Raw genomic sequence first — 14,085 nt, forward strand, 5'->3', positions numbered from 1 at the left:
AAGGAGGCTTGACATCGCATGAGGCGGGCGGAATGTGTTCCGACGAATGAGGTCCGTCAGCCGCCCGGGCCGGTGGGATCGATAGGAGCGCCGTCGCCGTTCTCAGGTAGGTCTCCGCGCTCGATCGGCGGGGCGGGGCCTGCGGGGAGGTCGGAGAAGAGAAGGTCGAGTTCGGCATCCGATGGCAGGCGTACAGCCTCTGCGGCAGCCTCGAGGTCCGAGGGATCGGTGAGGTTTGTTCCCGTGACAAGAATCAGAACACCGTCGCGGGCCACCATGTACTCCTCGCCGGAGTCCGAGAACCGATGCCAGATATCGCCCTCGTTGCTGCAGGCGACTCCGGCATCCAGAGTGTCCCAGAGCGGCATCTCAGGGCACGTCTCCGGGGTCAGCGTCCCGCGGTCGGTGCGAACGGTCAGTATGCCGCCCGTCTGGCCGTTGAACCAGGATGCAGATATCCCGGCACCCCCGGTGAGTCCGACAGACTGCGGTGCGAGGTCATAGCCGTCAACGGCTGTCACGTAGACAAGGTCGGGGGACATTCCTACCGCCGTCGCCCGCTGGGCAATGGTGTCCGGGTCGGCAGGCACGGCGGACGCGCAGCCGACAACCGAGGCGGCAAGGCTCGCCAGCACGATCGACATGCTGAACGCGGTAATGCCGCGTGCCGATGCTGAACGCATGGTTGCATTCTTGCGCACCGGTATCCCGATGATCCGGAAATGCTCGGGGGCGGCATCCCTGGCTCACGAGAGCTATCGCGCTAGGCCGTCCCGGGGACGTTTGTCGCTGCCACCTCGACCGGTGTCTCGGCTGCCAGCCGAGTCCAGGTCTCGACGACCGTGTCGGGGTTCAGTGAGATCGACTCCACGCCCTGTGCGAGCAGCCATTCGGCAAGATCCGGATGATCGCTCGGGCCCTGGCCGCAGATGCCGACGTACTTCCCCTGCGCCCGGCAGGCCTGGATCGCCATCGACATCAGCTGCAGCACCGCGGGGTCGCGCTCATCGAACGTGCTCGCGACCAGACCGCTGTCGCGGTCGAGGCCGAGCGTGAGCTGGGTCATGTCGTTCGAGCCGATCGAGAAGCCGTCGAAGAACTGCAGGTACTGGTCTGCCAGCAGGGCGTTGGTCGGCAGCTCGCACATCATGATGACCTTGAGGTCGTTGACGCCGCGGCGCAGGCCATTCTCGGCGAGCATCTCGACGACGGCGTGGCCCTCGCCGACGGTGCGGACGAACGGGATCATGACCTGGACGTTCGTGAAGCCCATCTCATCGCGCACGTACCGCAGCGCCTCGCATTCCATGTCGAAGCAGGCGCGGAAGTCGGGGGAGATGTAGCGGGATGCCCCGCGGTAGCCGAGCATGGGGTTCTCCTCGTGCGGCTCGTAGCGCTCGCCGCCGATGAGGTTGGCGTATTCATTCGATTTGAAGTCGCTCATCCGAACGATCACCGGTTCGGGCGCGAACGCTGCAGCGATCATCGAGATCCCCTCCGCGACACGCTGCACGAAGAAGTCACGCGGCGACGGGTAGGCGGCGACGCGCTCGTCGATCTGGGCCTTCAGCTCGGTATGCAGCGTGTCAGCCTCGAGCAGGGCGCGGGGATGGATGCCGATCTGCCGGTTGATGATGAACTCGAGCCTCGCGAGCCCGACCCCGCGGTGGGGAAGACGCGAGAACGAGAACGCCTGGTCGGGCGTGCCGACGTTCATCATGATCTTGACGGGCAGTTCCGGCATCCGGTCGAGGTGCGTCTCCTCCTCGGCGAACTCCAGCAGGCCTTCGTAGACGAACCCGGTGTCGCCCTCGGCGCACGAGACCGTGACATCCTGCCCGTCGCTGAGGACGCGGGTAGCGTCCCCTGCGCCCACGACGGCGGGGATGCCGAGCTCGCGCGCGATGATCGCGGCGTGACAGGTGCGTCCTCCGCGATTGGTGACGATCGCGGCCGCCCGCTTCATGATGGGCTCCCAGTCGGGGTCGGTCATGTCGGCGACCAGAACATCTCCGGGACGGAACGAGTCCATCTCGGCCAGGTCGCTCAGGACACGGACGGGTCCCGAGCCGATGCGTTGGCCGATGGCGCGCCCCGCGGCCAGTACGGTGCCGCGTTCGTGAAGCCGGAACCGGCGGATGACGTTCGCCGATGCGCGGGACACGACAGTCTCGGGACGCGCCTGCAGGATGTAGAGGCGACCGTCGACGCCGTCCTTGCCCCATTCGATGTCCATCGCCCGGCCGTAATGCTCTTCGATGACAAGCGCCTGCCGGGCAAGTTCCTCGAGTTCGGCATCCGTGAGTGAGAACCGGGCGCGATCAGCAAGTGGAACATCGACGAACGCCGTGCTCGCGCCCGCGGCACGACTGTCGGTGTAGCGCATCGCCACCGCCTTCTCACCGACCGAGCGCTTCAACACGGCTGGGCGGCCGGCGCGCAGGGCCGGCTTCGAAACGTAGAACTCGTCGGGGTTGACGGCGCCCTGCACGACAGCTTCCCCCAGCCCGTACGAACTCGTGAGGAAGACCGCCTGATCGAACCCGGACTCGGTGTCGACGGTGAACATGACACCGGCGGCTCCGACATCCGAGCGCACCATGCGCTGCACGCCTGCCGACAGTGCGACCTCGGTGTGGTCGAAGCCCTGGTGGACGCGGTAGGCGATCGCGCGGTCGTTGTAGAGCGACGCGAAGACCCGACGGATCGCCGTGAGGATGTTCTCGATCCCGCCGATATTCAAGAACGTCTCCTGCTGCCCGGCGAAGGATGCATCGGGCAGGTCCTCGGCGGTCGCCGAGGAGCGAACCGCCCAGGTCACGGCATCCGGTTCGGCATCCTCGTGCAGCAGCCGGTCGTAAGCGGCGCGGATGTCGCTTTCGAGGTCCTCCGGGAGGGGGTGCTGCTCGATACGGGAACGGATCTCGCCGCCGACGCGGGTGAGCTCGGCGACATCGTCAGTGTCGAGGTCCCGCAGGAGGGCTGCGATCTGGTCGCCGAGGCCATCGTGGGCCAGGAAGCGGCGGTAGGCGTCGGCGGTCGTGGCAAACCCGCCGGGCACCCGCACGCCGAGCGCTGACAGGTGAGAGACCATCTCACCGAGTGAGGCGTTCTTGCCACCGACGGCGGGCAGGTCGGTCATACCGATCTCGTCGAACCAGAGGACGTTCTTCATGGATGCTCCTTTGTCAGGGCGGGGCGTGACGGATGGTCAGGCGCGAAGCTTCAGGGTCTGCAGGATGATCGCCGACATCTCCTCGACGCTCTTGGTCGAGGAGTTCAGGAACGGGACGCGGGTGCGCCGGTAGAGCTCCTCTGCCCGGCGCAGCTCGAGGGTGCATTGCGCGAGGCTCGCGTAGCGGGAGTCCGGGCGACGCTCGTGGCGTACCTGGCTCAGGCGGAGCGGGGTCGTCGTGAGCCCGTAGCAGCGGTCGGCGTAAGGTGCCACCAGGCGCGGCAGGCCGTCGGTCGGGAAATCATCGTCGGTGAGGGGGTAATTCGCGACCAAGAGGCCGTACTGCAACGCCAGGTACATGGTCGTCGGGGTCTTGCCGCAGCGCGAGGGCGCGATGATGATGACGTCGGCGAACTCGAGCGCACGCGAACTCTGCCCGTCGTCGTGCTCGATCGCGTACTCGACCGCGCGCATCCGTGCGAAATATGCCTCGGTGTCGCCCACGGTGTGAAATTGCCCGAGCTGCTCGGATGCCGTTGTGCCGAGCGTGCGCTCAAGGTCGGTGAGGTGACCGCCGAGCAGATCGATGCGCGGCGCCGGCGCGGTGTCGAGCACCCGGCCGACTGCCGCGTTCTTCATTGTCGAGAAGACGATGGGTGCCAGGCCCGCGGCATCCGCGGCAGCGATCGTCTGTACCACCGTCGCTGCCGCATCGGCGGTGTCGACAAAGGGAATCGTGTGGCGCTCGAACCGGAAGCCGGGAAAGTTCGCCAGCAGGGCGTTGCCCAGTGTCTCGGAGGTGATGCCCGTGCTGTCCGAGACGAAGAACACGGCGCGTTTCGTGCGCGTGTGGTCGCTCAGGGCAGAGGGCATGCCTCGAGGCTAAAGAGATATGTCAGTGCTTACCGCCGCAATTAGCGTCAAGATTGAGCTTTCTTTACGACCCTGCAAACATCCCGCGTTCAGACGTGCTCAGCCGGCGAGCTGGTCGAGGTCGCGAAGGTGCCGGTAGGAGCCCTTGAAGTAGAGCAGCGGCTCCTCGCGATGCCACTCCGCCGGGCTCATTCCCACGACCGACCCGATGACGATGACGTGATCACCCGCTTCGTGCTCGGCCCATGCCTCGCAGTCCACCCACATCAGGGTGTCGGCGATGATCGGGTTCCCCGAGGCGGCAGGTGTCCACGAAACCCCAGCCCACTTGTCGGTGCCGCTACGGGCGAACTGGTTGGCGATGGTGTGCTGATCGTGCGCGAGGACATTCACCGCGAACCTGCCGGTAGCAGCGATCCGGGGGTAGGTCGTCGAGGTCTTCATGACGCTGAACGAGATCAGCGGCGGGTCGATAGATACCGAGAAGAACGACTGGCAGGTGAATCCGATCGGTTCGCCGTTGTCGATCCCCGACACGATCGTGATTCCGGATGCGTAGTGGCCGAGGGTGTCCCGGAACTGGCGGGGAGAGAACGGCACTTCAGGTGTGGCGAGCTGCGACATGGTTTGCTTTCTCTTTCGCCGTCGGTTCAGGAAGCCGGGATGTCGGCGCGGAGGGCGCCGGCCAGCGGGGCCACTCGTCGGATATTGCCGGCGTACTCCGCCACTGCTGCGTCCAGGACGTCGTCCACGCGCTCCATCTGGCTGAGGGCCAGGTAGAAGCCGCGTCCGGGCACTGTTGCTCCGAGCTCCACCAAGAGGGGAGACAGAGTGAAGGTCGGCCCCATCGCGTGAGTGAAATCCGCGCCGGTGTGGAGCGGGATTGCCGTGACCCCGGCGAGCCCATTTGCGGGATACCGGTCGAGAAAGGCCTTGAGCAGTCCGGTGTAGGTGGCCTTGTAGGTCGGCGATGCAAAGATCGCGAGGTCGCTTTCAGCGACTGCCGCGTTCAGCGCCCCCATGGTCTCCGACGGCCACGCGAAGATCTCTGTGGTGTAGTCGGCCAGGTCGATCACCTGCGCCTCGAACGTTCCGGGGTGAAGAAGCTTCTCGAGCAGAAGTTCGGCGATCTTGCGGGTTCGCGACGCCGGCTTCGGATTGCCGACAACGACCGCGACTTTGAGTGACATGACTCTCTCACTTCCATACCGATGAACAGGAAGGGATGAGTCGCCGCACCACACCGCGAGAGGGGACGTGGAGCGAACGACATCTCCACACGCCCCGGGATCTTGTGGCCCAGTGCGCCCGCAACGGCTTACGCTGCACATCCATTGTGCACACGTTCGTGTTTCGGTTGCGTAAACCGCGCCTCAGAGCGCCCGGGTAAGCCGTTCCTGGTCCACCCCGAACCACGTCACCGTATCGGGGATGCAAGACTGGCGTCCCATGGGCATCCTGGCAACTGTCGTCAACGTGTTCGTCGACGAAGCAGGAGATCACGGCAATCCGCTCGGAATCGTGTGGGCATCGACAGCCACTCGCGGGCGTGAGCAGGACATTGCCGCCGACCTCGGTTTCAGCGAGACCGTCTTCATCGACGCGGTGGATGGGCGTACTGTTCGGGCGCGAATTTTCACCCCGAAACAGGAGTTGCGTTTCGCCGGGCATCCCACGGTCGGACTCGCCGCCTGGCTTCGCGCGGCAGGTGATGACATCCGTCATATCGCCGTCCCTGCGGGCACGGCGCGCGTCCGTGCGGACGGAGAGTTCACGTGGGTCAGCGCCGAGGTCGACTGGGCCCCGGGATTCGAGCTCGAACAGCTCGAATCGCCAGAGGAAGTCGATGCCGTCGACCCGGATGCCTACACCGAGGGCATGCACTATGTCTGGGCGTGGCTCGACGAAGAAGCGGGGAAGGTGCGCTCGCGGATGTTCGCGCCAGGGCTCGGCATCCGTACCGATGAGGCGACCGGGTCAGCGGCAATCCGGCTGACTGCATCACTCGGCCGCGACCTGCAGATCGAGCAGGGAGCAGGTTCGAGGCTCGTCACGCACCGTCGAAACCTTGGGCGCGAAGTCGAGATCGGTGGTCGGACGACGCCGGGACGCGACGTCGAACTCGCGTGACCCGCATGGCGGCTGCCAGCGCTCCACTCAGTCGTAGGGAAGGTGCAGCGGCACCGCTCGCAGGAACGCCGTGACGACGGTCGTGGTTGCGGCAGTCGGCGCGGGTCTGGTGCTCGCCGGCATCCTGCAGGGACTGTTCGGCGCCCTTCAGGGCAGCTTCTGGCTCAAGGCCGCAGCGTGCGCCGTCACCATCGCGGCCATCGCAGCGACCGTGACCGGGTTCGCGGGGCTGCTCGGACCCGCAGGCGTTGGCCTGGGCGCCGCCTTCACCATGCTGTTCGCCAACCCGCTTTCTGCGGCGGCGCTTCCCGTCGAGTTCCTCCTCCAGCCGTGGGGTGCGATCGGTCAGTTGCTGCCGCCGGGGGCTGCAGCAACTCTTCTGCGGTCGCTGTCGCACTTCCTGGATGCGGCAACCGCAGGGCAGTGGACTGTCCTGCTCCTGTGGGCTGCGGCCGGCCTAGCGCTGACCCTTGTCGACCTTCCGGCCCGCAGGTTGCGAGCGGGCCAGACTGCGGCCGAGCACCCGCTGACCGTCTAGGCGTCAGTACAACTGGAACAGCTGAGAGGCGATCGCGCCCAGATCGGCGTTGGCCTGAAGAACCGCCTGCACCTCGGTGATCGGGACATCATTGACGAACACCGCGAAGGCGAGGTGCCGGCCGGAGGCGGCATCCAGATATCCGGCGAGCGCCTTGGTCTCCAGGAGGTAGGGAGTATCGGTTCCGGGTCCGACGAGTGTGCCGGTCTTCGCGTGGGCAGACCCGATCGCGGGGTCGCCCTCGGGCAGGACGTTCGCCAGGGAGCCGTCGACCCCGAGGATCGGCGTGGATTCGAGGAACGTCGTGAAGTACGGCGCACCGGTCAGGGAAACCAGATACGAGGTCATTGCCGCCGGGGTGATGCGGTTTCCGGGCAGGCCCTGACCGTCCGCGATGACGACGTCATCCGGACCGAGGCCCGCCGCTTCGAGCACGCTCATCTGCCGCGCGAGACCGGCTTCCAGGGTGCGCTCGCCCTCCTGCACAGCCAGGAGGAGGGGAAGTTGATTTGCGCCGAGGTTGTGGCTGACCTTATTGATCAGGCGGGCGGTCTCCGAGAACGGCGGCGAGGTGAACGTGGCGATCGGGGTCGCTTGATCGAGTTCTGATGACGGAGGCAGCGTGGCAGAGCTCGGTGATACCGGGTCGGCCTCGACGGTGACGCCCGCCCGCGCCAGCGCTTCGATGAACAAGGTCCGGGCCCACGCCGCCGGCTCAGGAACCTGATACGTCTGCACCACGGGGTCAACGCCCAGGGGTACCGTCCCGGTGGCGGTGAGGATGCCGTCCCTCTCGGTGATCGTGATGTCGATCCCGCTGTCGGCGTCCGCCGTGCTCACCTGGTTCGCGAGGGAGTAGGCAGCGGTCTCGGGTCGCGAGCGCGCGGTCGTGGGATCGCCGACCTCCTGGCCGGGTGTGAAGACGATGTCCACCAGATTGTCGTTGACCACGATCGGTGAGATTGGGACTCCGTCCAACACGACGGGATCCCACAGCCTGTCGTCAACGAGGACGTCTCCCGTGACGGTACGGATGCCGGACACAGCGACCTGCTGCGCAAGATCGTCGAGGCCCGTCAGCGGGTCTTCGGGGGTGAGAGTTGCCAGTCCCGGGAGGACGTTCGCGTCATAGTGGTCGAAGATCGGCACATCGAGGGTGCCGTCGGGCAGCGTCCGACCCCCGAGGGTGAGGTCTCCGGAGCCGCGCAGGATGAGATCTCCCTCGAGAATGCCGTTCCCGACGGTGCCAGCGGCGATGACGGGGGTCGTGAACGTCGCGTCTGCGCCCAGCAGGTCGAGGGCTGCGGTGACGGACAGGACCTTCGCGGTGGACCCCGTGAGGAACTGGTCGTCGGGGTTCACCGCGATGAGCGTCTCGCCGCTGTCGATATCGATCACCGACATTCCCCAGCGACCGCCGTCGTAGAGCGGTTGGTCCATGATTGCCGCGATGGTCGGCGGCACGTCGGCGTCGGAGGTAGCGGTGCAGGCGGCGACTGACGTGGCGACGCACACGATCGCCGCAACGGTCACCGTGCGTCGGGTACGACGGAGCATGGGACGGAGTCTATCGAGGCGCCTTCACCACCCGACCCTGGCGGTGTTCCAGGCGGGTACGCTTTCCATGTACTAAGACATGGAAAGCGCCGGACGGGAGAGCGCGGATGAGCATGATGCGCGGAGGCTTCGGGGGTGGTCTCACTCGAGGGGCAGACGAGCGGACGCAGCGGGAGCGCAACGCGCAGGCGCCGCACATCCCGCACCTCGGCCGGCGCATCGTCGCGCTGTTCTCGCCGTACCGGGGGCGCCTGAGCATCACTGCGGTTCTGGTCATCCTGAGTGCTGCCCTCGGCGTCATCCCGGCGCTCCTGGTCGAGCAGGTCTTCGACCTCGCGTTGTTCCCGGCATCCGGCGGACCTGACATCCCGCTGCTGATCGAGCTCGTCGCACTCATGATCGGGCTGTTCGTGCTGTCTGCGGGACTGAACGTCGTGCAGACGTGGCTGACCTCGTCGGTGGGAAACCGCGTCACCGGCGACCTGCGGGTCCGGCTCTTCCAGCACCTGCAATCGATGGAGCTCGCGTTCTTCACGCGCACGAAGACGGGAGTCATCCAGTCGCGGCTTCAAAACGATGTGGGCGGGGTCGCGAGCGTCCTGACCAACACGTTCACCTCGATACTCGGCAACAGTGTCACCGTCATCGCGTCGCTCGTGGCGATGATCATCATCGACTGGCGGCTGACGCTCGTGGCGGTCGTCATGCTGCCGGTGCTCGTGGTCGTTCAGCGCCGCGTCGGCCAGGTGCGCGCTCGCATCGCGGCGCAGGCCCAGGAATCACTGTCGACGCTCACCGCTATGACCCAGGAGTCGCTCTCGGTCTCGGGCATCATGCTGACGAGCTCGTTCAATCGCGCGGACTACGAGACCGGTCGCTACGCCGACGAGACCTCGCGTCAGGTCTCGCTGCAGATCCGGCAGGCGATGAGCGGGCAGGGCTTCTTCGCGGTCGTCGGCGTCATCATGTCGGCAGTCCCGGCGGTCATCTACCTTCTCGCGGGCGTGTTCATCACGGGCGGCGTCGACATCACGGCCGGCGCGATCGTGGCCTTCACCGCCGTGCAGGGGCGCCTGCTCTTTCCGCTCATGGCGCTCATGCGGGTTGCGCTCGACGTCCAGACCTCGATGGCATTGTTCGCCCGCATCTTCGAGTACCTCGACCTCAAGCCCGCGATCGTTGACGCACCGGATGCGATCGACGTCGGCGTGGCGCCGGGGCCGGTCGGCCGCGTCGAGTTCCGTGACGTCTCGTTCCGCTACCCCGGCGCAGGAGAGGATGCGGCGACCCTGCATGATGTCTCCTTCGTTGCCGAACCCGGTCAGCACATCGCCTTCGTCGGCTCCAGCGGCGCAGGCAAGACGACGATCCTCTACCTCGCGCCGCGCATGTATGAGGCGTCGTCGGGTGCTGTGCTGTTCGCCGGCGCCGACGTTCGAGATCTCCGCCGGGAGTCGCTGCTCGACAGCGTGGGGATCGTCTCGCAAGAGACGTATCTCTTCCACGCGTCGATTCGCGAGAACCTGCTGTACGCGAAGCCGGAGGCCTCTCCCGACGAGCTCGAGGAAGCATGCCGCGGCGCGCATATTCATCACGTCATCGAGTCCTTCCCCGACGGCTACGACACGATCGTGGGCGAGCGGGGCTATCGCCTGTCCGGTGGCGAGAAGCAACGGATCGCGATCGCGCGGGTGCTGCTGAAGAACCCACCCGTCCTCCTTCTGGATGAGGCGACCAGCGCGCTCGACACCGTCTCGGAACGGACCGTGCAGCAGGCGTTGGATGCCGCGGCGCAGGGCCGCACGACCCTGACGATCGCGCACCGCATTTCGACGATCGTCGCCGCCGACGTCATCCACGTCGTGGAGGCGGGACGCATTATCGAAAGCGGCACGCACGCCCAGCTCCTCGCGGCTGGCGGCGCGTATGCGCGACTTGTCGCGCACCAGCAGGAGAGTGCCCTTTCCGTGATCTGACGGTTGCCGTCGGCCGCCGGCGCTGGGAAGCTGAGAGCGTGCGCGTTTGGGTGCGCGCCTCGCCCATGGAGGAACACACGATGGCTGGCAAGTTCGATCTGAACACGACCACTCTCGGGCAGTTGCTCGATGACCCGGAGGCGCGCGCGATCATCGACGAACTGGTTCCCGAGCTTCCGACACACCCCATGGTCGGGATGGCGAAGGGTATGCCTGTGAACACCGTGCTGACCTTCGCGGGCGGCCAGGTCGACCCCGAGATCGTGGCGCAACTGAAAGCGCGCATCGGCGCACTCTGACCGTCCCGCCTTCGTCATCGGTGGGCGCAGCGCAGCAGTACGCTGAGGGCCCATGAGCGATGTCACCCGTCCGGCGCGTCCTGCCGGGGTGCGCGAGGTAGCCCGGCTGGCGGGAGTATCGACACAGACGGTGTCGCGGGTCATCAACAACTACCCGAACATCCGGCCCGAGACGCGGATGCGTGTGCTCGAGGCCATGCGAGCACTCGACTACCGGGTCAACAACGCCGCGCGAGCGCTCGGCACGGCATCCACGCGCACCATCGGGGTCATCGCAACGGATGCCACCCTCTACGGCCCCACGGTGGGAATCGCGGCTCTCGCCGAAGCCGCTCGGGAGGCGGGCCTGTGGATCGCGACTGCCTACGCTGATGCCAGCGATCCGGCCGCGATCGACGGAGCGATAGCCCACGTGCTCGCTCAAGGCATCGACGGGCTCGTGCTCGTTGCCCCGCACGCGCGGATGGTTGCCGCACTGCGCGAAAGGGAGCTGGGCGTGCCGGTCGCCGCGCTGCACGCAGACGAGGGCGCAGGAGCGCAACACGAAGGCGCAGCGCTCGCTGCGGCACACCTCGTGGGCCTCGGACACCGACGGATCGGGCGTCTCGGCGGGCCCGTCGACTGGCTTGAAGAGGCATCTCGTGCCCAGGGCGCCGAGGCGGGACTCCATCGTGCCGGCCTGTCCCTCACCCATGAGTGGCGGGGAGACTGGTCAGCTCGATCCGGCGCGGACCGCGCCGCGGAGGTCGCTGCCGCGGTGCAGGCCGGTGAACTGACCGCGATCCTTGCCGCGAACGACCAGATGGCGCTGGGGCTCATGGCAGGGCTCGCCGGGAGCGGCATCCGGGTTCCGAACGATCTCGCGGTCGTCGGCTTCGATGACAACCCGGATGCGGCGTTCTATGCGCCCGCGCTCACCACGGTTCGCGTTGATGTGCTCGGTGACGCGCGCCGCTGCGTCGCCGAGGTGACGGGGAGCTCGACCGGGGGGCTCAGCACAGCGTCGGCTCCGGCTCAGCTCGTCATCCGGGCCTCGAGTGCCCCGCTGACGACCTGACCTCCCGGGGCATAGTGCTGCGACGGGCAAGACTGGCGGATCCCAAGTGTTACCGGTAACATTCGGGGCGTGCCCAGTCGGTGCAGACAAGCGCGACGACGAGGGTGTCTCGGAAGGATTCATCGATGACCGAAATCGACAGTGCCCAGTTCGACAGTGCCGTCAGCGAAGCGATCGCTCGGGTCCGTGCCGATGTCGCGGCGTTGCACTCCGAACTGGTTCGCTACGGACTGATCGTCTGGACCGGCGGGAACGTCTCGGGTCGCGTTCCCGGCGCTGACCTGTTCGTCATCAAGCCCTCGGGTGTCTCGTACGACGATCTGGCCCCCGAGAACATGATTCTCTGCGACCTCGACGGCAACGTCGTTCCCGGCAGTGTGGGAAGTGAACGCTCGCCCTCGAGCGACACCGCCGCTCACGCCTACGTGTACCGCCACATGCCCGAGGTCGGCGGGGTCGTTCACACCCACTCGACGTACGCCGTCGCGTGGGCAGCGCGCGGAGAAGAGATCCCGTGCGTCGTCACGGCGATGGCCGATGAGTTCGGCGGGCCGATCCCGATCGGCCCGTTCGCGATCATCGGCGACGACTCGATCGGCCGCGGCATCGTGGAGACACTGCGTGGTCACCGCTCACGCGGGGTCCTCATGCAAAACCACGGACCCTTCACGATCGGGTCGAGCGCGAAGGATGCCGTGAAGGCCGCCGTCATGCTCGAAGATGTCGCCCGCACCGTGCACATCGCGAAGCAGGCGGGGCCGCTCATCCCGATTCCGCAGGAGGCGATCGACAGCCTGTACAACCGCTACCAGAACGTGTACGGCCAGTCGACGGACGATCGCCGATGAGCGCCCTGAATACGGAAGAAGGCCGCGAAGCGATCGCTGCCGGGCGAGCGAGCCTGGGGATCGAGCTCGGCTCGACCCGCATCAAAGCCTGCCTCGTCGACGAGCGTGGACGGGTGCTCGCGGTCGGCAGCCACGAGTGGGAGAACAGTTACGTCGATCGGGTGTGGACCTACCCCCTCGATGAGGTGTGGGCGGGCATCCAGGCTGCGTACGCGGCGCTCGGCATCCGGGTTAAGCACACCTACGGGATTGTGATCGAGTCCCTCGCGAGCATCGGCATCTCGGCCATGATGCACGGATACCTGGCCTTCGACGCCCACGACCAGGTGCTCGTGCCGTTCCGCACCTGGCGCAACACCAACACGGGTGCTGCAGCGAGCGAGCTCAGCGCCCTGTTCGGTGTGAACATCCCGCTTCGCTGGTCGATCGCCCACTATCGGCAGGCGATGCTGGATGCCGAGCCACACGTCGGCGCCATCGACCATCTCACGACGCTCGCCGGCTACGTCCACACTGCTCTGACCGGCCGCCGTGTGCTCGGTGTCGGCGACGCGTCGGGCATGTTCCCCATTGATCCGGCCACCGGCAGCTATGACGCTGACCTCGTGTCGCGCTTCGATGCCCTAGCCGGCGACGCCGCGCCGCGTCGCCTCCTCGAGGTGCTCCCGACCGTCCTGCCGGCCGGCGCCGAGGCGGGGGAGCTCACCGCCGAGGGTGCCGCACTGCTGGACCCGACCGGGGCGCTGCGGCCCGGCGCGGTGTTCTGCCCACCCGAGGGTGATGCGGGTACCGGCATGGTCGCGACCAACGCCGTCGCCCCCCGCACCGGAAACGTCAGCGCGGGCACGAGCATCTTCGCGATGATCGTCCTCGAGCATCCGCTGTCGGCCGCGCACGACGAGCTCGATATCGTCACGACTCCCGCCGGTGACCCCGTCGCGATGGTGCACTGCAACAACGGCGCCTCGGAGCTTGCCGCGTGGGTGGGTGTCTTCCAGCGCTTCGCGGACCTCATCGGCTCCCCGCTGCCGCCCGACTCGGTGTACGAGGCCCTGTTCACCGAGGCGCTCACCGCCGCACCGGATGCCGGGGGCATCCTCTCGTACAACCACCTCTCCGGCGAGCCCATTGCGGGCCTCGACGAGGGCCGACCCCTGGTCATCCGCACCCCCGACAGCCAGCTCACGCTGGCGAACTTCCTGCGCTCGCAGCTGGCGGGAGTGTTCGCGACGCTGAGCCTCGGGATGCAGGTGCTCGATGACGAGGGCGTCGAGGTCGACCGGATGCTCGCGCACGGCGGCATCTTCCGCACCGCCGGTGTCGCCCAGCGGGTGCTCGCCGCCGCGCTCGATACCGCTGTGTCGGTCGAGCGGCATGCCTCCGAAGGTGGAGCCTGGGGCATTGCGGTGCTTGCCGCGTACACCGCGGCCCGCCACGCGGGTGCAACTGACGCATCGCTTGCGGCGTACCTCGATGCCGTCGCTTTTGCTGATGCCGAGTTCGCCACGGTTGTTCCCGACCCCGCTGAGGTGGTCGGCTACACCTCCTACATCGACCGATACCGCGCGGGCCTTGCCGCCGAGCGTGCAGCCGTGACCGCCCTCTAGCTCCCCACCCCTCATCGAAGAAGGA

The 14,085-nt window shown here is 66.9% G+C and carries 13 protein-coding genes; 7 read left to right on the plus strand and 6 right to left on the minus strand.

The genetic code is table 11. From position 1 onward, the window contains the following. Positions 1–56: 56 nt before the first annotated feature. From BGO47_RS01520 to BGO47_RS01540, 5 genes are all read right to left on the minus strand, one after another. Positions 57–683, minus strand: coding sequence for a hypothetical protein (locus BGO47_RS01520; protein ID WP_292707732.1), 627 nt, complete (start codon positions 681–683; stop codon positions 57–59). Positions 684–763: 80 nt separating this feature from the next. Beyond that, a complete protein-coding gene (gene ppsA, locus BGO47_RS01525; RefSeq protein ID WP_292707735.1) occupies positions 764–3,175 on the minus strand; it encodes a phosphoenolpyruvate synthase in 2,412 nt (803 codons plus the stop codon). Between the two features lie 36 nt (positions 3,176–3,211). Beyond that, positions 3,212–4,048 carry a pyruvate, water dikinase regulatory protein gene (locus BGO47_RS01530; RefSeq protein WP_292707738.1) on the minus strand — a complete coding sequence of 279 codons (837 nt, stop codon included), beginning with the start codon at positions 4,046–4,048 and terminating at the stop codon, positions 3,212–3,214. Positions 4,049–4,147: 99 nt separating this feature from the next. Next, positions 4,148–4,672, minus strand: coding sequence for a flavin reductase family protein (locus BGO47_RS01535; RefSeq protein ID WP_292707741.1), 525 nt, complete (start codon positions 4,670–4,672; stop codon positions 4,148–4,150). 26 nt (positions 4,673–4,698) lie between these two features. Further along, entirely contained in the window at positions 4,699–5,238 is a 540-nt protein-coding gene (locus tag BGO47_RS01540; RefSeq protein ID WP_292707744.1) for an NAD(P)H-dependent oxidoreductase, read from the minus strand. A 241-nt stretch (positions 5,239–5,479) separates the two neighbouring features. On the opposite strand from BGO47_RS01540, the gene BGO47_RS01545 reads away from it, so the two are divergent. Continuing rightward, a complete protein-coding gene (locus BGO47_RS01545; RefSeq protein ID WP_292707747.1) occupies positions 5,480–6,178 on the plus strand; it encodes a PhzF family phenazine biosynthesis protein in 699 nt (232 codons plus the stop codon). 70 nt (positions 6,179–6,248) lie between these two features. Then, complete coding sequence (locus BGO47_RS01550; protein ID WP_292707750.1) at positions 6,249–6,716, plus strand: hypothetical protein; 468 nt, start codon at positions 6,249–6,251, stop codon at positions 6,714–6,716. A 3-nt stretch (positions 6,717–6,719) separates the two neighbouring features. Here BGO47_RS01550 and dacB read toward each other — a convergent pair whose 3' ends face one another. Further along, positions 6,720–8,273: a D-alanyl-D-alanine carboxypeptidase/D-alanyl-D-alanine-endopeptidase gene (gene dacB / locus BGO47_RS01555; RefSeq protein WP_292707753.1), complete on the minus strand. Its 1,554-nt coding sequence runs from the start codon at positions 8,271–8,273 to the stop codon at positions 6,720–6,722. A 116-nt stretch (positions 8,274–8,389) separates the two neighbouring features. On the opposite strand from dacB, the gene BGO47_RS01560 reads away from it, so the two are divergent. The 5 genes from BGO47_RS01560 to BGO47_RS01580 all read left to right on the plus strand — a co-directional run bounded on the left by BGO47_RS01560 (position 8,390) and on the right by BGO47_RS01580 (position 14,060). After that, positions 8,390–10,249: an ABC transporter ATP-binding protein gene (locus tag BGO47_RS01560; protein ID WP_292707832.1), complete on the plus strand. Its 1,860-nt coding sequence runs from the start codon at positions 8,390–8,392 to the stop codon at positions 10,247–10,249. Between the two features lie 80 nt (positions 10,250–10,329). Continuing rightward, the gene (locus BGO47_RS01565) at positions 10,330–10,548 is read left to right on the plus strand and encodes a hypothetical protein (protein ID WP_292707755.1); all 219 of its coding nucleotides are present in this window, start codon (positions 10,330–10,332) and stop codon (positions 10,546–10,548) included. 52 nt (positions 10,549–10,600) lie between these two features. Further along, a complete protein-coding gene (locus BGO47_RS01570; protein WP_292707758.1) occupies positions 10,601–11,605 on the plus strand; it encodes a substrate-binding domain-containing protein in 1,005 nt (334 codons plus the stop codon). Positions 11,606–11,730: 125 nt separating this feature from the next. Continuing rightward, complete coding sequence (locus tag BGO47_RS01575; RefSeq protein WP_292707761.1) at positions 11,731–12,453, plus strand: L-ribulose-5-phosphate 4-epimerase; 723 nt, start codon at positions 11,731–11,733, stop codon at positions 12,451–12,453. Beyond that, positions 12,450–14,060 (plus strand): FGGY-family carbohydrate kinase, encoded by a 1,611-nt coding sequence (locus tag BGO47_RS01580; RefSeq protein ID WP_292707764.1) that lies wholly within the window; start codon positions 12,450–12,452, stop codon positions 14,058–14,060. The genes BGO47_RS01575 and BGO47_RS01580 overlap by 4 nt, the downstream gene beginning before the upstream one ends. The last annotated feature ends 25 nt before the right edge of the window (positions 14,061–14,085 follow it).

This window comes from Microbacterium sp. 67-17 (assembly GCF_001898325.1).
In the GTDB taxonomy this organism is placed as follows: domain Bacteria; phylum Actinomycetota; class Actinomycetes; order Actinomycetales; family Microbacteriaceae; genus Microbacterium; species Microbacterium schleiferi.